At 64.3% G+C, this 20,944-nt stretch carries 22 protein-coding genes; 9 read left to right on the plus strand and 13 right to left on the minus strand.

All coding sequences use genetic code 11. The features are described from left to right. Positions 1-12 precede the first annotated feature (12 nt). From NHH73_26865 to NHH73_26890, 6 genes are all read right to left on the minus strand, one after another. Complete coding sequence (locus NHH73_26865; protein ID USX26144.1) at positions 13-219, minus strand: DUF2970 domain-containing protein; 207 nt, start codon at positions 217-219, stop codon at positions 13-15. After that, positions 206-802: a cytochrome c oxidase assembly protein gene (locus NHH73_26870; protein ID USX26145.1), complete on the minus strand. Its 597-nt coding sequence runs from the start codon at positions 800-802 to the stop codon at positions 206-208. The genes NHH73_26865 and NHH73_26870 overlap by 14 nt, the downstream gene beginning before the upstream one ends. Before the next feature lie 3 nt (positions 803-805). After that, the gene (locus tag NHH73_26875; GenBank protein ID USX26146.1) at positions 806-913 is read right to left on the minus strand and encodes a cytochrome oxidase small assembly protein; all 108 of its coding nucleotides are present in this window, start codon (positions 911-913) and stop codon (positions 806-808) included. A gap of 18 nt (positions 914-931) precedes the next feature. Continuing rightward, complete coding sequence (gene ctaD, locus NHH73_26880) at positions 932-2,527, minus strand: cytochrome c oxidase subunit I (GenBank protein USX26147.1); 1,596 nt, start codon at positions 2,525-2,527, stop codon at positions 932-934. A 15-nt stretch (positions 2,528-2,542) separates the two neighbouring features. Continuing rightward, positions 2,543-3,760 (minus strand): cytochrome c oxidase subunit II, encoded by a 1,218-nt coding sequence (coxB, locus tag NHH73_26885; protein ID USX26148.1) that lies wholly within the window; start codon positions 3,758-3,760, stop codon positions 2,543-2,545. 432 nt (positions 3,761-4,192) lie between these two features. Then, positions 4,193-5,119 (minus strand): methyltransferase domain-containing protein, encoded by a 927-nt coding sequence (locus tag NHH73_26890; GenBank protein USX26149.1) that lies wholly within the window; start codon positions 5,117-5,119, stop codon positions 4,193-4,195. A 94-nt stretch (positions 5,120-5,213) separates the two neighbouring features. On the opposite strand from NHH73_26890, the gene NHH73_26895 reads away from it, so the two are divergent. Further along, positions 5,214-6,056 (plus strand): ComF family protein, encoded by an 843-nt coding sequence (locus NHH73_26895; GenBank protein ID USX26150.1) that lies wholly within the window; start codon positions 5,214-5,216, stop codon positions 6,054-6,056. Positions 6,057-6,093: 37 nt separating this feature from the next. Beyond that, on the plus strand, positions 6,094-6,564 hold the full coding sequence (trmL, locus tag NHH73_26900) for a tRNA (uridine(34)/cytosine(34)/5-carboxymethylaminomethyluridine(34)-2'-O)-methyltransferase TrmL (GenBank protein ID USX26151.1): 471 nt from the start codon (positions 6,094-6,096) through the stop codon (positions 6,562-6,564). Positions 6,565-6,570: 6 nt separating this feature from the next. Here trmL and NHH73_26905 read toward each other — a convergent pair whose 3' ends face one another. Both NHH73_26905 and rfaE2 read right to left on the minus strand, forming a co-directional pair. Next, positions 6,571-6,864 (minus strand): hypothetical protein, encoded by a 294-nt coding sequence (locus tag NHH73_26905; GenBank protein USX26152.1) that lies wholly within the window; start codon positions 6,862-6,864, stop codon positions 6,571-6,573. Next, on the minus strand, positions 6,861-7,346 hold the full coding sequence (gene rfaE2 / locus NHH73_26910; protein USX26153.1) for a D-glycero-beta-D-manno-heptose 1-phosphate adenylyltransferase: 486 nt from the start codon (positions 7,344-7,346) through the stop codon (positions 6,861-6,863). Before rfaE2 ends, NHH73_26905 begins: the two co-directional genes overlap by 4 nt. A gap of 177 nt (positions 7,347-7,523) precedes the next feature. On the opposite strand from rfaE2, the gene NHH73_26915 reads away from it, so the two are divergent. The 3 genes from NHH73_26915 to NHH73_26925 all read left to right on the plus strand — a co-directional run bounded on the left by NHH73_26915 (position 7,524) and on the right by NHH73_26925 (position 9,822). Next, on the plus strand, positions 7,524-8,456 hold the full coding sequence (locus tag NHH73_26915; protein USX26154.1) for a hydrogen peroxide-inducible genes activator: 933 nt from the start codon (positions 7,524-7,526) through the stop codon (positions 8,454-8,456). A gap of 73 nt (positions 8,457-8,529) precedes the next feature. After that, positions 8,530-9,384, plus strand: a complete 855-nt coding sequence (gene ubiA / locus NHH73_26920; protein ID USX26155.1) for a 4-hydroxybenzoate octaprenyltransferase — start codon at positions 8,530-8,532, stop codon at positions 9,382-9,384. 87 nt (positions 9,385-9,471) lie between these two features. Continuing rightward, positions 9,472-9,822 carry a DUF883 domain-containing protein gene (locus NHH73_26925; protein ID USX26156.1) on the plus strand — a complete coding sequence of 117 codons (351 nt, stop codon included), beginning with the start codon at positions 9,472-9,474 and terminating at the stop codon, positions 9,820-9,822. Between the two features lie 62 nt (positions 9,823-9,884). On the opposite strand, the gene proC is transcribed toward NHH73_26925, so the two are convergent. Beyond that, positions 9,885-10,709: a pyrroline-5-carboxylate reductase gene (gene proC, locus NHH73_26930; GenBank protein ID USX26157.1), complete on the minus strand. Its 825-nt coding sequence runs from the start codon at positions 10,707-10,709 to the stop codon at positions 9,885-9,887. Position 10,710: 1 nt separating this feature from the next. Next, entirely contained in the window at positions 10,711-11,421 is a 711-nt protein-coding gene (locus NHH73_26935; GenBank protein ID USX26158.1) for a YggS family pyridoxal phosphate-dependent enzyme, read from the minus strand. 60 nt (positions 11,422-11,481) lie between these two features. Between NHH73_26935 and NHH73_26940 the strand changes: the two genes are divergently transcribed. The 4 genes from NHH73_26940 (at position 11,482) to NHH73_26955 (ending at position 17,049) form a co-directional block, all read left to right on the plus strand. Beyond that, positions 11,482-12,525 (plus strand): type IV pilus twitching motility protein PilT, encoded by a 1,044-nt coding sequence (locus tag NHH73_26940; protein USX26159.1) that lies wholly within the window; start codon positions 11,482-11,484, stop codon positions 12,523-12,525. Positions 12,526-12,753: 228 nt separating this feature from the next. Next, positions 12,754-13,890 (plus strand): PilT/PilU family type 4a pilus ATPase, encoded by a 1,137-nt coding sequence (locus NHH73_26945; GenBank protein USX26160.1) that lies wholly within the window; start codon positions 12,754-12,756, stop codon positions 13,888-13,890. A 14-nt stretch (positions 13,891-13,904) separates the two neighbouring features. Beyond that, complete coding sequence (locus NHH73_26950; protein USX26161.1) at positions 13,905-14,390, plus strand: glutathione peroxidase; 486 nt, start codon at positions 13,905-13,907, stop codon at positions 14,388-14,390. A gap of 154 nt (positions 14,391-14,544) precedes the next feature. Further along, positions 14,545-17,049, plus strand: coding sequence for an EAL domain-containing protein (locus NHH73_26955; protein USX26162.1), 2,505 nt, complete (start codon positions 14,545-14,547; stop codon positions 17,047-17,049). An 18-nt stretch (positions 17,050-17,067) separates the two neighbouring features. On the opposite strand, the gene glcF is transcribed toward NHH73_26955, so the two are convergent. The 3 genes from glcF to NHH73_26970 are packed head-to-tail and all read right to left on the minus strand — an operon-like array spanning position 17,068 to position 20,909. Continuing rightward, complete coding sequence (gene glcF / locus NHH73_26960) at positions 17,068-18,306, minus strand: glycolate oxidase subunit GlcF (GenBank protein USX26163.1); 1,239 nt, start codon at positions 18,304-18,306, stop codon at positions 17,068-17,070. Between the two features lie 10 nt (positions 18,307-18,316). Then, a complete protein-coding gene (glcE, locus tag NHH73_26965) occupies positions 18,317-19,399 on the minus strand; it encodes a glycolate oxidase subunit GlcE (GenBank protein USX26164.1) in 1,083 nt (360 codons plus the stop codon). Positions 19,400-19,409: 10 nt separating this feature from the next. Then, entirely contained in the window at positions 19,410-20,909 is a 1,500-nt protein-coding gene (locus NHH73_26970; GenBank protein USX26165.1) for an FAD-binding protein, read from the minus strand. Positions 20,910-20,944 lie beyond the last annotated feature (35 nt).

The following is a 20,944-nucleotide window of genomic DNA, read 5'->3' on the forward strand; positions in this document are numbered from 1 at the left end:
AGGATGCTACTTTTATTGTGCCACTACTAATTTGACTATCGTGATCAACAGGCCGATGAAAACGGCCACGCCAATCAGGGCGGCGATGACGATGTGCAGCGGATTCAGCTTTGCCGAATCGGTATCGAAATCGCTCTTCCTGCGCAGGCCGAAAAACGACCAGAACACCGCCCGCAACGAGTACAGGAACGACGCGCTTTCCTTTTTATCGGACGGCATTTTGAGCGCCCCCGTTCACCGCGGCGGTCTTGGCCGCAGTTTTATCCATCCCGCCCACCTCGAAGAAGGTGTACGACAACGTGATCGTCTTCACGTCCTTCGGCAGCGCCGGGTCGATGAAGAACACCACCGGCATCTGCCGCGCCTCGTTCGGTTTCAAAGCCTGCTGCTTGAAGCAGAAGCATTCGACCTTTTTAAAATGCTGCATCGCGTTTTGCGGCGCGTAGCTTGGTATCGCCTGCGCCGCGACATCGCGGTTCTGCGTGTTGACCACCTCGTACATCACCGTCGCCAGCTCGCCCGGGTGCACCGTCATGTTCGTCACCGTGGGGCGGAAGCGGTACGGTCCCTGCGCGTTGGCGTCGAACTCGATGACAACGTTGCGGGTCTTGTCGACCTGCGTGTTCTTGTCGAACTCGACCGTGCCATCCTTTTGCGTCAGCACGTTCAGCCCCAGCGCTTCGCAGATCTGTCGGTAGAACGGATTGAGCGCGTAGGCGAAGCCGAACATCACCACGGCGATGACGATCAGCTTGCCCAGCAGGGTGCGGTTCAAGCCGCTGGTTTCTTTATCTGTGCTCAACGCTTAACTCAACCACATCCGCTTGACGAACACGGAAAGGAAAAAGAACAGCGCCAGCCCGGCCAGGATCCAGCCGGTGCGCGCGTTGTTCGGCTTCTTATGTTCTGACATGATCTTAATCCAACCGCGTTACTTGAACTGCGGCGGGGTTTCAAAGGTGTGGAACGGCGCCGGCGACGGCACGGTCCACTCCAGCCCTTCGGCGCCATCCCACGGCTTCGCTTCGGCTTTCTTGCCGCCGCGAATGGTCGGGATGATGACGCCGAACAGGAAGAACACCTGCGACAGCCCGAAACCGAAGGCGCCGATGGTGGCGATCATGTTGTAGTCGGTGAACTGCGCCGAGTAGTCGACATAACGGCGCGGCATGCCGGCCAGCCCCAGGAAGTGCATCGGGAAGAAGGTGACGTTGAAGGTGATCAGCGACAGCCAGAAGTGCGCCTTGCCCATCGTCTCGTTGTACATGTGGCCGGTCCACTTCGGCGACCAGTAGTAGAAACCGGCGAACAGCGCGAACAGCGAGCCGGCCACCAGCACGTAGTGGAAGTGCGCCACCACATAGTAGGTGTCCTGCAACTGGATGTCGATCGGGGTCACGGCCAGGATCAGGCCGGTGAAGCCGCCGATGGTGAACACGAAGATGAAGCCCACCGCGAACAGCATCGGGGTTTCAAACGTCATCGAGCCCTTCCACATCGTGGCGATCCAGTTGAACACTTTCACGCCGGTCGGCACCGCGATCAGCATGGTGGCGTACATGAAGAACAGCTGCGACGTCACCGGCATGCCGGTAGTAAACATGTGGTGGGCCCAGACGATGAACGACAGGATCGCGATCGACGCGGTGGCGTACACCATCGACGCGTAGCCGAACAGCTGCTTGCGGGCGAACGCCGGCAGGATCTGCGAGACGATGCCGAACGCCGGCAGAATCATGATGTACACCTCGGGGTGGCCGAAGAACCAGAAGATGTGCTGGTACATGACCGGGTCGCCGCCGGCGGCCGCGTTGAAGAAGGTGGTGCCGAAGTGGCGGTCGGTCAGGGTCATGGTGATGGCGCCGGCCAGCACAGGCATGACGGCGATCAGCAGGTAGGCGGTGATCAGCCAAGTCCAGCAGAACATCGGCATTTTCATCAAGGTCATGCCGGGCGCGCGCATGTTGAGGATGGTGACGATGATGTTGATCGAGCCCATGATCGACGAGGCGCCCATCAGGTGCATCGCGAAGATGGCCATGTCCATGCCCGGTCCCATCTGGGTCGACAGCGGCGCGTACAGGGTCCAGCCGGCGGCGGTGGCGCCGCCCGGGACCAGAAACGAGGTCGCCAGCAGCAGCGCGGCCGGCGGCAGCAGCCAGAACGAGAAGTTGTTCATGCGCGCGAACGCCATGTCCGAGGCGCCGATCTGCAGCGGGATCATCCAGTTGGCGAAGCCGACGAAGGCCGGCATGATGGCGCCGAACACCATCACCAGGCCGTGCATCGTGGTCAGCTGGTTGAAGAATTCAGGCTGGAAGAATTGCAGGCCCGGCTTGAACAGCTCGCTGCGTATCATCAGCGCCAACACGCCGCCCGACAGCAGCATGACAAACGAGAACCACAGGTAAAGCGTGCCGATGTCTTTGTGGTTGGTGGCGAACAACCAGCGCGACAGCCCGTGCGGGTGGTCGTGAGCGTGATCGTGTGCGTGATCGTGTGCGTGATCCAAGGTGCTTGTGCTCATTTGTAACGCTCCTGATTACTTACGTGCAGCCATGACTTCGGCCGGTTGAACGATGTTTTCGGCGGCCTTGTTCGACCAGCTGTTACGGGTGTAGGTGATGACGGCGGCGATGTCGGTATCCGACAATTGCTTCCAGGCCGGCATCTCGGCCGGGTATTTGCCGCTCTTCTGGCCGTTCAGCAGCACATGGATCTGATCGGCTCTCGGGCCGTTGACCACGGCCGAGCCGTCCAGCGGCGCGAAGGCGTTCGGCACGCCCTTGCCGGTGGCCTGGTGGCAGACCACGCAGTTGGCGGTGTAGACCTTCTCGCCGCGGGTTTTCAGTTCATCGATGGTCCAGGTCTTGGTCGGATCGTCGGCCAGCGCGGCCATTTCTTTTTTCTTGCCGTCGACCCAGGTCTTGTACTCGGCGTCGGTGACGACCTTGACCACGATCGGCATGAACGCGTGTTCCTTGCCGCACAGCTCGGAGCAATAGCCGCGGTAGGTGCCGGTGTGGTCGGCCTTGAACCAAGTGTCGCGCACGAAGCCGGGGATGGCGTCCTGCTTGACGCCGAAGGCCGGGATCGACCAGGCGTGGATCACGTCGTTGGCGGTGGTGACGATGCGGATCTTCTTGTTGACCGGCACCACCACTTCGTTGTCGACTTCCATCAGGTAGTTGTCGCCGCGCGCCTCGGTCGGCGCGAAGCCTGGCGCGCCCACTTGCGCGCGCGGGGTTTTCAGGTTCGACAGGAAGGAAATGCCCTCGCCGTCGCCCTTCAGGTAGTCGTAGCCCCACTTCCACTGCATGCCGGTGGCCTTGATGGTGATGTCGGCGTTGGAGGTGTCCTTCATGCCGACCACGGTGCGGGTGGCGGGCAGCGCCATGCCGATGACGATCAGGAACGGCACCACCGTCCACGCGATTTCAACGGCGGTCGATTCGTGGAAGGTGGCCGGCTTGTGGCCGACCGACTTGCGGTGCTTGAAGATGGAGTAGAACATCACGCCGAACACGGCGACGAAGATGACCAGGCAGACCACCATCATCCAGGTGTGCAAGTCGTAGATTTGGGAAGCGATCTGGGTCGCGGGCGGTTGCAGGTTCACCTGCCCGGGCACGGGGCCGCCGGTGCCGCCGGTCGCCGGACCATAGGTGCCTGCCGCCGTCTCCGCCGCCCACGCTGGGATACTGGCTGCCGTCATCGTCAGCCCGAGCATCAACGATTGAAGTCGCTTCGCATGTGTCATGTTTTCCCCAACCACCCAAGAAATTAAAAAATATTTTTTTAACGACTCCGGATTTCGGTGAACTGAACCGGCGCCGCTCCTTAAACAACTTCAGGCCCCATGCCAGCCACGTTTGAAAAACTTCTTCAACGCGGCCCCGGCGGGACCTTGAGACTTTTATTGTCGTCCCTACATACTGCCTAGGGACAACATAAAAGCCTGATTCTGCTTAATTCAACTGCTTGTTCTTGTTCGTTCTGACTGCTTTCGCCTCGCGTCGGTGGGTGATAGCTGGCGACGTGACATGCTGGCAAAATTAGTCGATGATTATATATAACAACAACGGCGCACATCAACAAATAATCCATTTTGCAACTCTTCCGTGCCTCTCAGCGCACTCAGCTTTACCACAGTGCGAAATGTTAAACAAAAGGTGAAACAGCCGCAAACCCGCTACTGGCGCGGCTTGCGGGGCAGATCGAAGCGAATGATGGCTTCACCTTTGGAAGTCACTTTTGGCGCCGGCCGGAAGGCGTGCCCGTAAATCACCTCGAACGTCAGCCCCAGCTTGCCGTCCGGACGGCGGGTCTTTTCCAGCGCGTCCAGCATGCGTTGCCAGGCGTGTTTGCCCATCAGTCCCCTGCTCACCGTTCCCAGAGGATTTCCGCCCAGCGCGCGCACATCGGCCAGCATCGCGCGCGGGGTGTCGTAGGTCACGGTGATCACTTCCATGTCCAGCACCGGCGTTGAAAAACCGACCTCCACCAGCTGGTCGCCGAAGTCGTGCATATCGACGAACGGCAGCGCGTGCTGGGCCAGATCGGCCTCGGCGAACGCCGCCCGCAACTCGCAGAAGGTATCGGGACCGAAGCAGGAAAACATCAGCAGACTGTTTACACGCAGCACGCGGCGCCATTCGGCGAACACGCGATCCGGCTGGGGATGCCAATGCAGGGCCAGGTTAGACCACACGAGGTCAACGGAGTTCGGCGCCAGCGGCAATTCGGCGAAATCCCCGCACATCAGGTCGACGCCTGTCTTGGACGGCAACAGCTTGCTCAGCAGCTGGTTCAGCGACGATTGCCTGGCCGACTGGCCTTGCGCGGCGCGCAACTGCGCCTCGGCCGAATCGAGGCCGACGATTTGGGCGGCTGGGTAGGATTTCTGCAACAGCGGCAGGTCGGCGCCGGCGCCACAGCCGGCGTCGAGCACGCGCTGCGGCGCGATCTTGATCAGTTCCAATCGGTCGAACATGCGCGACGACACTTCGCGGCGCAGGAAATCGGCCGGTGCGATGCGTTCAGGGCGGGAAAATAGCGCGCGCACACGCTCCAGATCGATAGGCGCACTCAGTTTGGGCGGATTTGCGGGCACATGCATCGTGGGGTGGTCTGTAATGCGATAATGTCGGCAGTGTACATGGTTGAACGCGAATGCGACGCGGATGGCGCGCGTTTTTTGCCTGGAGCGTGGCATGCGAGGCAAGCTGAACGAAGAAACAACGGACGCCGACCGGGGCGCCAGGGCCGGCCCTGCCGGCGGATTGTTGCGGCGCACCAGCGCCGGAGTCTTGCGATCGCTGCTGCCGACATCGTGCGCGCTGTGCGGCCTCGGCAGCGACGAAGCGCTGTGTCCGGATTGCGCGGCGCAATTTTTCGGCGCCAATGTCGCGCTCGCGCGCTGCGTTTGCTGCGCCAATCCGTTGCCCGGCGCGGTGGTGCAGCCGGATGCGCAACCCCAGCCAGGCAGGCGACCACGCGCCGTGCCCGATCGTCGGCTGTGCGGCCTGTGCGCCACGCATCCGCCCGCCTTCGACGTCACCTTGACGGCGGCCGACTACGCGATGCCGGTCGACCAAATGGTGTTGCAACTGAAATTCGGCCACCGGCTGGCGCTGGCCGTGCTGTTTGCCCGCCTGCTGCGCGACGCCGTGTTGCAGCAGCCCGGCTTCGTGCTGCCGGCGCTGATCTGCCCGGTGCCCTTGGGACCGCGCCGGCTGGCCGAGCGCGGCTACAACCAGGCGCTGGAAATCGCCCGGCCGCTGGCGCGCAGCCTCGGCGTCGCGCTGCATCCGCGCCTGACGGCCCGGGTGCGCGACACGACGGCGCAAAGCAGCGTCGCGCCGGAGCAACGCCAGCGCAACATCGCCGGCGCGTTCGCGGTGCCGGACCCGGCGCTGGTGCGCGGCAGGCATATCGGCATCGTCGACGACGTCATGACCAGCGGCGGCACCCTGGACGAACTGGCGGCCACCCTGAAGCGCCACGGCGCCGCGCGCGTGAGCAACCTGGTGTTCGCGCGCACGCCGCCACATTGAATTGCGCATTGAATATTAAAGGTTTGAGGAGAACATTTTGTTTCACGTAGTGCTGGTCCATCCCGAAATTCCGCCGAACACCGGCAACGTCATCCGTTTGTGCGCCAACACCGGCGCGCAGCTGCACCTGATCGAACCGCTGGGCTTCCCGCTGGAGGATTCCAAGATGAAGCGAGCCGGGCTGGATTACCACGAATACGCGAAGATGAAGGTGCACGCCGACTGGCAAGCGTTTTTGGCGGACCTGCAGCCGGATCCGGCGCGCATGTTCGCGATGACCACGCACGGCTCGTCGCCGTTCGCGCAGGCCAGCTTCCAGCCGGGCGACGTGTTCGTGTTCGGTTCCGAGACCAGCGGCCTGCCACCGGCGCTGCGCGAGAATTTCCCACCGGCCCAGCGCATCAGGTTGCCGATGCGTCCGGACAACCGCAGCCTCAACCTGTCGAACACGGTGGCCGTGGTGGTCTTCGAAGCCTGGCGCCAGAACGGCTACGACGGCGGCGCCTGAAATACATTATCGACGTTTGCGCCTGGCGACATAGCGCGCCAGCGCCAGCGCGCCGGTGCCGATAGCGCTGACGATCACCGTCGAGGCGGCAAACAGCGCCGGCGGATTGCGCATGCCGAGCACATCGGCCGTGAAGGCCAGCGCCACCGCCGCCATCAGCTGCGCCGGCAGCATGAACCGCAGCTGCCGGAACGCGACCGGATCGCCGCGCTGCCACAGCCGCCACGCCACATACGTCACCGGCCCCCACAGCACGCCGATGAACACCAGCACCGCGACGGCGATCAGCAGCAGCCTCATGCCGGACGCTGCGCGCGCACCTTGGTCAACAATTTGGTGGTCGAGCGGTCATGCTCGAAATCGATCGCGATCGCCTGCCCGCCGTACGCCAGCACCGCCTTACCCTCCGGAATGGCATCCATCTGATAATCGCCGCCCTTGGCGTAGATCTCGGGCCGTGCCTGCTGCACCACCTCCAGCGCCGTGTCCTCGTCGAAATCCACCACCAGGCTGACCGACTCCAGCGCGGCCAGCACCGCCATGCGGTCGGCGCAGTTGTTCAGCGGCCGGTCGTCGCCCTTGCCCAGCCGCTTGACCGACGCGTCGGTGTTGGCGGCGACCACCAGCGACGCCCCCAGCGCGCGCGCCTGCGCCAGATACGTGACGTGGCCCCGGTGCAGGATATCGAATACGCCGTTGGTCAGCACCACCGGTTTGGGCAGCGCGGCCACGCGCGCGGCCAGTTGTTCACGGGTGCAGAGCTTGTCTTCAAATTGGGGCATGTAAGTCTTCTCGATGTGATTACTTGGGTTCTTCGCGGTCCGAATGTCGTGGACATAACACCCTTCTTTCTCCGGCTTGGTCCGCCAAGGTGCATTATATCGACACCATTCCGCTACAATGACCTTTCTTGCCCCACAATTATTGCATCTGTACATTGCCTGTGTTCAAATAGATTCATGACTCTGACCGAACTGAAATACATAGTAGCCGTTGCGCGAGCGAAACATTTCGGACACGCCGCCGAGGCTTGCTACGTTGCGCAGCCGACGCTGTCGGTCGCCATCAAAAAACTCGAAGACGAGCTGGGCGTGGTGCTGTTCGAACGGGGCGGCGCCGAGATCTCGGTCACCCCGCTGGGCGCGCAAATCGTGGCCCAGGCCGAACGCGTGCTGGAGCAGACCGCCGCGATCAAGGAACTGGCCAAACAGAACAAAGACCCGCTGGCCGGCCCGCTGCGCCTGGGCGTGATCTACACCATCGGCCCATACCTGCTGCCGCCGCTGGTCAAGGGCATGATCGACAAAGTGCCGCAAATGCCGTTGATTTTGCAGGAAAATTTCACCGTGCGGCTGCTGGAGATGCTGCGCCAGGGCGAGCTCGACGCGGCCATCATGGCGCTGCCGCTGCCCGACCACGGCATGGCGATGCAGGCACTGTACGACGAGCCGTTCGTGGTCGCCATGCCGGCCCAGCACCCGTGGACCAAACGCAAGACCATCCCCGCCGACGACCTCAAGACCGAAAACATGCTGTTGCTCGGTAACGGACACTGCTTCCGCGACCAGGTGCTGGAAGTGTGCCCGGAAATGGCGCGCTTCTCGGCGCCCGGCAACGGCATGCAGCGCACCTTCGAAGGCTCGTCGCTGGAAACCATCCGTCACATGGTCGCCAGCGGCATCGGCCTGACCGTGTTGCCGCGCGCCTCGGTGCCGGACATGAACACCACCGAAGGCATGCTGCAGTTCCGCAACTTCGACGCGCCGCAGCCATCGCGCCGCGTCGTCATCGTCTGGCGCAAGAGCTTCACCCGCAAGGCGGCCATCGACGCCGTCTGCGAAGTCGTCGCCTCCTGCAACCTGCCGGGCATCACCACCCTCTGCGAGGAATAAAGCGGCCGGCCCAGGCCGTCCCGCTCGAAAGATTTGCGATAATGCCAGTCTTTCCCTTCAAGCGACGCAATCGATGAACAAGCTGCAGCTGTATTTCCGCCTGGTCAGACTGGACAAACCCATCGGCACCTTGCTGCTGCTGTGGCCGACGCTATGCGCGCTGTGGCTGGCCTCCGGCGGCATACCGGACTGGAAACTGATCGTGATCTTCTCGCTTGGCACACTGCTGATGCGCTCGGCCGGCTGCGCGATCAACGACTACGCCGACCAGGACTTCGACAAGCACGTCAAACGCACCGCGCAGCGTCCCATCACCAGCGGGCGCATCAGCGGCAAGGAAGCGCTGGCCATCGCCGCCGGGCTGGCGATTGTCTCGTTCTGCCTGATCCTGCCGCTCAACACGCTGACCAAGCAGTTATCGGTGGCGGCGGTCATCATCGCCGGCACCTATCCCTATTTCAAGCGCTTCTTTGCACTCCCGCAAGCCTACCTGGGCATCGCCTTCGGCTTCGGCATTCCGATGGCGTTCGCCGCGGTCCAGGCCACCGTGCCGCCGCTGGCCTGGGTGCTACTGCTGGGCAACGTGTTCTGGGCGCTGGCCTATGACACCGAATACGCGATGGTCGACCGCGACGACGACCTGAAGATCGGCATCAAGACCTCGGCCATCACCTTCGGCCGCTACGACGTCGCCGCCGTCATGCTGTGCTACGGCGTGCATCTGGCGCTGCTGCTGGTGTGCGGGCTGCAGATGGGATTGGGGTTGTGGTTCCTCGCCGGCCTGGCGGTGGCCACCGGCATCGCGCTGTATCACTACACCTTGATCCGCGCACGGGAGCGCGACGCGTGTTTTTACGCTTTCCGCCATAATAACTGGCTGGGTGCAGCGGTGTTTGCGGGTATTGCCGTCGATTACGCGCTGCGCTGAAACGATAGCCCCGGCGCGATGGCGCGCGCTACTGGCGCCCGCACCGGCTATCCCCTTTCAACAAGCGACAGACAGGAGGTCATCACCATGGATCAAACTCATCAGAACGGCAACGGCGTCTCCAACGGACAGGCCGCCAGCGGCGCGGCACGCGACAAATTGATGGACGGCTTGAAGACCGCCATCGGCGAAGCGGAACACTATCTCAGCGATGCCGGCGAACAAGTCGGCGACAAGGCCTCCGAGGTCCGCGCCCGCTTCGAGGACACGTTGCGCACCGCCAGGACCGACCTGCGCAAACTCGAGGACAGCGTCATCGCCCGCAGCCACGAGGTGGCGCAAGTGGCCGACGTGTATGTGCGCGACAACCCGTGGAAAGCGGTCGGCGTGGGCGCGGCCGTCGGCGTGCTGCTCGGCATCCTGGTGTCGCGCCGCTAAAACGCGGCCCGGCCGTTCGGGCGCGGCTTGATTAAACGCGACACCGTTGTCCGGGCGCGACCTTAGTTGGCCGCGCCCAGCTCGTCGCCCATTTCCTTGCCGCGCGCGGCGGCGGCCTTCACCGCCTTGACGATGGCCGCCTTCACGCCGCCCTGCTCCATGCTGGTCAGCGCCGCGTAGGTGGTGCCGCCCTTGGACGTCACCCGCTCGCGCAGCAGCGACACCGGCTCGGTCGACTGGTTGGCCAGCTGCGCGGCGCCGGCAAAGGTCGCCAGCGCCAGCTGCGTGCCCTGCTCCGCGCTCAGGCCCATTTCCTCGGCCGCCTGCTGCATCGCTTCGATAAAGTAAAACACATAGGCAGGGCCGCTGCCGGAAACCGCCGTCACCGCGTCGATCTTGGCCTCGTCGTCCAGCCACACGGTCGGACCGACCGCGCGCAGGATGTCGTCGGCAGCCTGCTTTTGCGCGTCGCTGACGCCGGCGGCCGCAAACATGCCGGTGATGCCCATGCCGATCAGCGCCGGCGTGTTCGGCATGCAACGCACGATGGCGCCGTAGCCGCCCAGCCAGCGCGACAGGTCGGCGCTGCGGATGCCCGCCGCCACCGACACGATCAAGGTCTGCCTGGCCTGGTCCAGCAGCGGCAGCAACTGCGCCGCCACTTCGCGCATGCTCTGCGGCTTGACCGCCAGCACGATCACGTCGGCCGCGCCCAGCGTGGCGTCCGCGGCGCCGGCGGTGGTCACGCCGTATTGCTGCTTCAGTTTTTCCAGCGAGGCCGGATTCGGATCGACCACATGGATGTTCGCGCCGGCGGTCAGCTTGCCGGCCAGGCCGGCGATCAACGTGGAGGCCATGTTGCCGCCGCCAATAAATGCAATCTTCATATCAAGCCTTGTAAGTTCGTGCTCCAAAAATGGCGCTGCCGACGCGCACGATGGTCGCGCCCTCGAAGATCGCCGCGCGCATGTCGGCCGACATGCCCATCGACAGCGTATCGAGCGCCAGGCCGTCGGCGCGCAGCTGCTCGTACAACTCACGCAAGCGCGCGAACGCGGCGCGCTGCGGGTCGAATTCCACGGCCGGCTCGGGGATCGCCATCAGGCCGCGCAACGTCAGATTCGGCAACGCCGCGACCTTGTGGGCCAGCGCCGCCACCTCCTCCGGGGCGGCGCCACTCTTGCTGGCCTCGCCGCTGATATTCACTTGCAAACAGATTTGCAGCGGCGCCATGCCGGCCGGCCGCTGCTCGGACAGGCGCTGCGCGACCTTCTCGCGCTCGACCGTGTGCACCCAATCGAAATGTTCGGCGATGGGCCGCGTCTTGTTGCTCTGGATCGGGCCGATGAAATGCCACTCCAGCGTGGTGGCTGCAACCTGGGGCTGCGCGCTGAGCGCCGCGATCTTGTCGAGCGCTTCCTGCAGATAATTTTCGCCGAAGGCCCGCTGGCCGGCCTGCACCGCCTCCAGCACGGCTTCCGGACCGAACGTCTTGGACACGGCCAGCAGTTGCACCGTGTCCGGCGCGCGGCCGGATTCTTGAGCGGCGGCAACGATAGTCGCGGTGATTGCTTGCAAGTTTTGGGGGATCGGGGACATAATCATCGAGTAAAAGACAGCGGTAAGCGTCATCACACCAACGCCAGGCAGGGATTATAAATGGACATATCCGAACTTCTCGCATTCTCCGTCAAGAACAAGGCCTCGGATTTGCACCTGTCGGCCGGGCTGCCGCCGATGATACGGGTGCACGGCGACGTGCGGCGCATCAACCTGCCGCCGCTCGAGCACAAGGAAGTGCACGGCATGATCTACGACATCATGAACGACGGCCAGCGCAAGGCGTATGAGGAGATGCTGGAGGTCGACTTCTCGTTCGCGATCCCGGGGCTGGCGCGCTTTCGCGTCAACGCCTACAACCAGGAGCGCGGCGCCTCGGCGGTGCTGCGCACGATCCCGTCGAAGATCCTCAGCCTCGAGGAGCTCAACGCGCCCAAGATCTTCGCCGAGTTCGCGTTGAAACCGCGCGGCCTGGTGCTGGTGACCGGCCCGACCGGCTCGGGCAAGTCGACGACGTTGGCGGCAATGGTCAACCACCTCAACGAAAACGAATACGGCCACATCCTCACGATCGAGGACCCGATCGAATTCGTGCACGAATCGAAGAAATGCCTGATCAACCAGCGCGAGGTCGGGCCGCACACGCTGTCGTTCAACAACGCGCTGCGCTCGGCGCTGCGGGAAGACCCGGACGCGATCCTGGTCGGCGAGCTGCGCGACCTCGAAACGATCCGCCTGGCGCTGTCGGCGGCCGAGACGGGGCATTTGGTGTTCGGCACCCTGCACACCTCGTCGGCGGCCAAGACGATCGACCGCATCGTCGATGTCTTCCCGGCCGACGAAAAGGAAATGGTGCGCGCGATGCTATCGGAATCGCTGCAGGCGGTGATCTCGCAAACGCTGCTCAAGACCAAGGACGGCGCCGGCCGGGTGGCCGCGCACGAGATCATGGTCGCCACGCCGGCGATCCGCAACCTGATCCGCGAATCGAAGATCGCCCAGATGTACTCGGCGATCCAGACCGGCAGCAACGTCGGCATGCAAACCTTGGACCAGAACCTCACGGACTTGGTGCGGCGCAACGTCATCTCCGCCGCCGCCGCCCGCAGCGCCGCCAAAACCCCGGACAACTTCCCCGGTTAAAACACGGGGGTCAAGTCTGTCATTCGGACACGGGCTCTACAAAACATCGGGGTCAGTGCCGACATTCGGACACGAACTCAGCCACGCCGCCGTTGAGCTCCTGTCCGAATGTCGGCACTGACCCCGGAGTTGAAGTTGAGCTTGTGTCCGAATGTCGGCACTGACCCCGGAGTTGAAGTTGAGCTTGTGTCCGAATGTCGGCACTGACCCCGCTTTTGAAGGAATCTTATGGAACGCGACCAGGCCTCCAAATTCATGTTCGATCTGCTGAGGTTGATGACCAGCAAAAAAGGCTCGGACCTGTTCATCACCGCCGGCTTTCCGCCGGCGATCAAGATCGACGGCAAGATGACGCCCGTGTCGTCCCAGGTGCTGACCGCCGCCCATACCGTCGACCTGGCCCGCTCCATCATGAACGATAAGCAGACCGCGTCGTTCGAGCTGACCAAGGAGGCCAACTTCGCCATCAGCCCCGGCGACCTGGGCCGCTTCCGGGTGTCGGCGTTCGTGCAGATGAGTTCGGTCGGCATGGTGCTGCGGACCATCACCAGCGAGATTCCCCAGCTCGACGACCTCGGCCTGCCCGAGGTGCTCAAGGACGTCGTCATGGCCAAGCGCGGCCTGGTGATCATGGTCGGCGCCACCGGTTCCGGCAAGTCGACCACCCTGGCGGCCATGGTCAACCACCGCAACGAGAACAGCTACGGCCACATCATCACCATCGAGGACCCGGTCGAGTACGTCCATCCGCACAAGAACTGCGTCATGACCCAGCGCGAGGTCGGCGTCGACACCGACGACTGGGCCGTCGCGCTGAAAAACACGCTGCGCCAGGCGCCCGACGTGATCCAGATCGGCGAGATCCGCGACCGCGAGACCATGGACCACGCGATCGCCTTCGCCGAGACCGGCCACCTGTGCCTGGCCACCCTGCACGCCAACAGCGCCAACCAGGCGCTCGACCGCATCATCAACTTCTTCCCCGAGGAACGCCGCCAGCAGCTGCTGATGGACCTGTCGCTCAACCTCAAGGGCATGATTTCGCAGCGCCTGGTCCCGCGCAAGGAGGCCAAGGGCCGCGCGGTGGCGATCGAGATCATGCTCAACTCGCCGTTGATCTCGGACCTGATCTTCAAGGGCCAGGTCCACGAGATCAAGGAGCTGATGAAGAAGTCGCGCGAGCTGGGCATGCAGACCTTCGATCAGTCGCTGTTCGATTTGCACGAAGCGGATATCATCACGTACGAGGACGCGCTGCGCAACGCCGATTCCGTCAACGACCTGCGGCTGGCCATCAAGCTCGAAGGCAAGGCCGCGAAAAACCGCGACCTGTCCGCCGGCACCGAACACCTGGGCATCATCTAATAGAAGGCATCGCCATGAGCACCATCTTCGACATCTCCGCCGACAGCCTGACGGGCGCGCCCGTCGACCTGCGCCAGTACCAGGGCCAGGTTCTGCTGATCGTCAACACCGCCAGCAAGTGCGGCTTCACGCCGCAGTACAAGGGGCTCGAGCAGGTCTACCAGCAGTTCAAGGACAAGGGCGTGACGGTGCTCGGCTTCCCCTGCAACCAGTTCGGCTCACAGGAGCCGGGACAGGCCGACGAGATCGGCGCCTTCTGCGAGAAAAACTACGGCGTCACCTTCCCGCTGTTCGCCAAGATCGACGTCAACGGCGAGCGCGCCCACCCGCTGTTCGTCAAGCTCAAGAAGGACGCCCCCGGCATCCTCGGCACCGAGGCGATCAAGTGGAACTTCACCAAGTTCCTGATCCGCAAGGACGGCACCGTCTTCAACCGCTATGCCCCCGCCACCAAGCCGGAAGAGCTGATCGCCGACATCGAAAAACTGCTGGCAGAATAATATCGTTGTCTAGTACACCACGTAAATTCTGCGATCCCTTCTTCAAAAAACGTGCCTTAGGTTAACTTTTCGGTAATAATGGCCCTTGGCCCCATCGAATCAAGTCCCTATGTCCGTGTTTGGAAAATTATTGTCGCCTTGGCTGCGGATGGGAATGTATTCCCGGCTGTTCGTGCCCATTTTCATCATCATCGCCATGGTGGTGGGCGTGCGCTACACCTTGCTGTTTCAGGGGGAGACCGCCAACGCCAACGCGCGCTATCAAAAGGACGCCAGCGACATCGGCATCTATCTGCACAAGGCGCTGCTGCCTTCGGTGACAGTGCCGGACCGCGCAGCCATCGACAGCGCGCTGGCCGACGCCCTGCTGCTCAGTCCCGACCTGGCCGCCGCCCGCCTCGACTTCGCCGGTGGCCATCTGGAGGCGCTGCGCCAGCCGCCGCCACGCTCCGACGTCCCCGCATGGTTCTCCAGGCTGCATCCACTGGAGCCGATCCGCCGCCACATCTACATTGGCACCGCCAGCCTGGTGCTGGAATTCGATCCGACCTTGCCGGTGGCGAGGGTGTGGGAGTCGGTCTGGAAGCAGATGGTCATCACCGCCCTCAATGTCACCGTGATCTACACGCTGCTGGGCATTATCATCTTCGCCAACAAGCGTATGCTCAAGCGCCTCAACGACGTCACCCGGCGCTTCCAGGGCGGCGAGCATGACGTGCGCCTGCCGGTGCGCGGCACCCTGGAGGCGCGCATGCTGGCGGTTACCTTCAACAACATGGCGCAGCGCGTGCAGGCGCTGGTGGGCAAGCTGCAAACCAGCGAGAGGGAATTGAGCGAACAGCTCCAACGCACGCTGGCCGCGCAGGACCAGTTGCAGGCGCAAAAGGAGCGCATCGAGGTGACCCTGGCGTCGATCGGCGACGCCGTCATCACCACCGACCTGACGGGCAAGATCGAATCCATCAACGAGGTCGCCCAGCGCCTCACCGGCTGGTCCGAGCCGCTCGCGCGCGGCATGGAGCTGCACCAGGTGTTCGTCCTGGCGAATAACTTCGGCCAGCACTCGCTGCTCAAGGCGATGTCGGCGATTTACGACGGCGGCGACGTGGTCAAGGTCGGCAACCAGAGCCTGCGCCATCGCGGAGGCGAGACATTCACGGTGGAGTACACGGCCAATGGCATCCGCGCCGCCCACGGCGAGGTGCAAGGCTCGGTGCTGGTGTTCCGCGACGTGACCGAACGCCGTCAGTTGATGCAGCAGATCTCCTGGCAAAGCAACCACGATGTCCTCACCGGACTGCCCAACCGCGCGGCGCTGGCGGCACGCTTCGAAAACGAGGTCGCGCGCGCGCGCGAGCAGGACTACCTGCTGGCCGTGTGCCTGTTCGACCTGGACCACTTCCAGCAGGTCAACGACACGCTGGGCCACGCCGTCGGCGACGAGGTGCTCAAGCAGGTCGCCAGCCGCCTGCACGATTTCGCCGGCCAGCGCCACTACGCCGCGCGCCTGGGCGGCGATGAATTCGTCCTGCTGCTGCCGGAGATGCATTCCCGCGCGGCCGTGGAGGTGGCGATGGATCGGCTGATGTCGGCGCTGTCGCGCGACTACCTGGGCGAAGGCCAGGCGGTGGCGATGTCGGCCAGCGCCGGCATCGCCGTCTACACCGGCAACGAAGTGAGCGCCGACAGCCTGCTGCGCCACGCCGACCAGGCGCTGTACCAGGCCAAGATCATGGGCCGCAACCGCTTTCACTTCTTCGACGCGGACCTCGACGAGCAGGTACGCACGCACCACAACCGCCGCACCGAGGTGCGCTCGGCCCTGCGCGCAGGCGAGCTGCGGCTGTACTATCAGCCCAAACTGGACATGCGCAAGGGCCGCATCGTCGGCATGGAGGCGCTGCTGCGATGGCAGCATCCATCGCGCGGCGTGGTCGGCCCGATGGAGTTCCTGCCCATCGTCGAACACAGCGACGTGATCGTCGACATCGGCGAATGGGTGCTGCGCGAGGCCTTGCGCCAGTTGCAGCAATGGCGCGCCTTCGATCCGGCCTGGGTCATCAGCGTCAACATCGCCGCGCGCCATTTCCAGCGCGGCGATTTCGTCGCCCGGCTCACCGCCATCCTGTCCGAGTTCCCGGATGTGCCGCCGCACATGCTGGAGCTGGAGATCCTGGAATCGTCGGCGCTGAGCGATATCAACCACGTGCGCGGCATCATGCTCGACTGCCAGGCGCTGGGCATCAGCTTCGCGCTGGACGATTTCGGCACCGGCTATTCGTCGATGTCCTACCTCAAACGGTTGCCGGCGGATTTGCTGAAGATCGATCAAAGCTTCGTGCGCAACATGCTGGTCGACCGCGACGATCTGCACCTGGTCAGCGCGGTCATCGGCCTGGCCAGGTCGTTCGGCCTGGGCGTGATCGCCGAGGGCGTCGAGACGGTCGAACACGGGGCGATGCTGATGCGGCTGGGCTGCGACCTGGTGCAGGGCTACGGGATCGCGCGGCCGATGCCGGCGGAAGAGGTGCTGGCGTGGGTCGACGGCTTCGACCTGGCGCCGATGTGGCAGGCCGCCGCCGCATTGCCGCCCATCGTCAGCCTGCATAGCGACGAGCCGGCCGGCGGCACCGCGCAGATACCGCTGTTCGCGGGGTAGGCTAACGCTGGTGGCGGCTCAGCGCCGCTTCGGCGCCGCCAATGCCCGATCGATCAATTCGATCCAATGCAGCACCGGCGTCTGCGTCCCCGATTGCAAATGCGCGGTGCAGCCGACGTTCGCCGAGACGATGGTGGTCGCCCAGGTGTCGGCCAGATTCGCCAGCTTGCGATCGCGCAGCTGTAACGACAACTCCGGCTGCAGCAGCGAATACGTGCCCGCCGAGCCGCAACACAAATGACTCTCCGCGCACAAGGTCACGTCGACGCCGACCGCGCGCAGCACGCCCTCCACCTTGCCGCGTATCTGCTGCCCATGCTGCAAAGTACACGGCGGATGATAAGCCACACGCTCCTCGATGACGGCGCCAAGCCGCTCCAGCCCCTCCTCGAACTCCGGCATCACTTCGCTCAGATCGCGCGTCATCATCGAGATGCGCGCCGCCTTGCCGACATAATCGCTGTCGTGCGCCAGCAGATGTCCGTAATCCTTGACCGTCGAACCGCAGCCGGACGCCGTCATGACGATCGCCTCCACCGCGCCGCTTTCGACATACGGCCACCACGCGTCGATATTGCGGCGCATGTCGTCCCGCGCCGCCTCGTGATCGTTCAAGTGGTGCCGCACCGCTCCGCAGCAGCCGGCCTTGGGGGCGACAATCAACTGCACGCCCACCGCATCGAGCACCCGCGCGGTGGCGGCGTTGATGTTGGGCGCCATGGCCGGCTGCGCGCAGCCTTCCAGCACCAGCATCTTGCGCCCATGCTCGCGCGTCGGCCAGGCCCCGGCGCTCTTCATGGCCGGGATCTTGTCCTGCATCGCGGGCGACAGCAGCGGACGGAAAAGCTGCCCGGCGCGCAAGGCCGCCGTGAAGACCGACTTGCGCGGCAAGCCCTCCTTCAATACCTTGCGCTTCAGCCGCTCCATCAGCGGACGCTCGACGCGCTCCTCCACCACCTTGCGGCCGATGTCGATCAAGCGCCCATACTGCACGCCCGACGGACACGTCGTTTCACAGTTGCGGCAAGTCAGGCAGCGGTCCAGGTGCGTTTGCGTCTTGGCGGTGACCGGCGCACCCTCCAGCACCTGCTTGATCAGATAGATGCGCCCGCGCGGCCCGTCCAGCTCATCGCCCAGCAACTGGTAGGTGGGACAGGTCGCGGTGCAAAAACCGCAGTGGACGCACGAGCGCAGGATGGCGTCGGCCTCTTCGCCTTCGCGGGTATTCTTGATGAAATCGGCCAGATTGGTTTGCATAGGATTCTTGTCAATACATGCGGCCGGGATTGAAGATCCCGGCCGGATCGAAGGACTGCTTCAGCCGGTCATGAATCTTTGCCACCGCCGGTGCCAGGGGATGAAAGACGCCAAGCTGCTTGTCGCCGCCACGGAATAGCGTCGCGTGCCCGCCCGCCGCCGCCACCGCGCTACGAATACCGGCCTCCTGCGCGGGGTCGCAATCGCCCACCTTGAGCCAGCGCTGGGCGCCGCCCCACTCGATCAACTGCTCGCCGCGCAGGATGATGGCGCTGGCCGCCGGCGGCACCGACAGGCGCCACAAGGCGCCGCCGTTGAAGTAGTCGTGCGTCTGGTCGCGCAGCGATGTCCAGAACGCGACGCCGTCGTCCAGCGCTTCGCCGCCCAGCCTTTGCCGCGCCGCGTCCACCGCAGCTCCCGCGCCGGACAAGCGCACCCAAAGCGCGCCCCGATGCCAGCAACTGGCAGATATCGGCAGCGGCTGGCCCGCCCACTCGTTCAACCGCGTCAACGCGTCGATCTCGCTCATGTCGAACCGCAGGCTGGTTTCGCTCACCGGCAACGGCAGCACCTTGAGCGACACCTCAAGTATCAAACCCAGGGTGCCGAGCGATCCTGCCAGCAGGCGCGAGACGTCATAACCGGCGACGTTTTTCATGACCTGGCCGCCGAAGCGCAGTCCCTCGCCGCCGCCATCCATCAACACCGCGCCCAGCACGAAGTCGCGCACGGCGCCGGCGCTGGCGCGGCGCGGCCCGGACAAGGCGCTGGCGACCACGCCGCCTATCGTCGAGTCGGCCCCGAAGCGCGGTGGCTCGAACGCCAGCATTTGATTGTGCCGCGCCAGCAGCGCCTCGATCTCGGCCAGCGGCGTGCCGCAGCGCGCGGTGATCACCAACTCGGTCGGCTCGTACGACACGATGCCGGAATAGGCGCGCGTGTCGAGCACGTCGCCGTCCAACACCTGGCCGTACCAGTCCTTGGTGCCGCCGCCGCGCAGGCGCAAGGGCTTTCCGGCAGCCGTCGCCGCGCGGATGCGGTCACCAAGCTGCGCGGCGATGTCTGTGTATGTATCCTTCAATGCGTCGGACATGTGGCTCCGTTCAAAAACGCGGCAGATGGGCGAACGGCAGCACGCCGCCGGTGACGCGCATCTTGCCGAATTCGGCGCAGCGGTTCAGGGTCGGTATCGCCTTGTCGGGATTGAGCAGGCCGGCCGGGTCGAACGCGCGCTTGACAGAAAAGAACGCCGCCAGCTCGGACGGCGCGAACTGCACGCACATCGAATCGATCTTCTCGATGCCCACGCCATGCTCGCCGGTGATGGTGCCGCCCACCGCCACACACAGCGCCAGGATCTCGGCGCCGAAGGCTTCGGCGCGCTCGAATTCGTCGGGGACGTTGGCGTTGAACAGGATCAGCGGGTGCAGGTTGCCGTCGCCGGCGTGGAAGACATTGGCGCAACGCAGGCCGTATCTGGTTTCCATTTGCGCGATGCCGGTCAGGACCTCGCCCAGGCGCTTGCGCGGTATCGTGCCGTCCATGCAGTAGTAGTCAGGCGAGATGCGGCCGGCGGCCGGAAAGGCGTTCTTTCGGCCGGACCAGAACTTCAGGCGCTCCGCCTCCGACTGCGACACGGCGATCGCGCTGGCGCCTGCTGTCTGCAGCACGGCGGACATACGGGCGATCTCCTCCTCCACCTCCTCGGCGGTGCCGTCGGCCTCGCACAGCAAAATCGCGGCGGCGTCGGTGTCGTAGCCCGCCTGGACAAACGGTTCGACCATCCGCGACGAGGTTTGGTCCATCATCTCCAGCCCCGCCGGGATAATACCGGCCGCTATCAGCGCGGCCACCGCCTCGCAGCCGGCCACCACCTCGTTGAACGAGGCCATGATCACGCGCGCCGTCGCCGGCTTGGGCACCAGCTTGACCGTCACCTCGGTCACGATGCCGAGCATGCCCTCCGAGCCAATGAAAACCGACAGCAGGTCGAGTCCCGGCGCATCCAGCGCTTCGCCGCCCAGTTCCACCACGTCGCCGTCGATGGTCACCATGCGCACGCGCAGCACGTTGTGGACGGTGAGGCCGTACTTCAGACAGTGCACGCCGCCCGAGTTCTCCGCCACGTTGCCGCCGATGGTGCAGGCGATCTGCGACGACGGATCGGGCGCGTAGTACAAGCGGTGCTGCGCCGCCGCCTCTGAGATGGCGAGGTTGCGCACGCCCGGCTGGACCACCGCCGTGCGCGAGTACGCATCCATGCTCACGATGCGGTTCAGGCGCGCGGTCGACAGCACCACGCCATCGGCGATCGGCATGGCGCCGCCGGACAGGCCGGTGCCGGCGCCGCGCGGCACGATCGGCACGTTCAACTCGCGGCACACACGCAGCACGGCGACGATCTGCGCCTCGCTGTCAGGCAGCGCCACGATCATCGGCAACTGGCGGTAGGCGGCCAGGCCGTCGCACTCGTAAGGCCGGGTATCCTCCGGCGCGGACAAGATGGCGCTCGACGGCAGCACCTGCCGCAGCGCACCGGCGACCTGCTCGCGGCGGGCGGCGATATCGGCTAGTACTTCCGCTTCGGGTATGACAGTGTTCATGGGACCTGCGCCTGAAAACACGAGTGAGCCTCGAT

The organism is Oxalobacteraceae bacterium OTU3CINTB1, assembly GCA_024123955.1.
GTDB lineage: Bacteria > Pseudomonadota > Gammaproteobacteria > Burkholderiales > Burkholderiaceae_D > Rugamonas.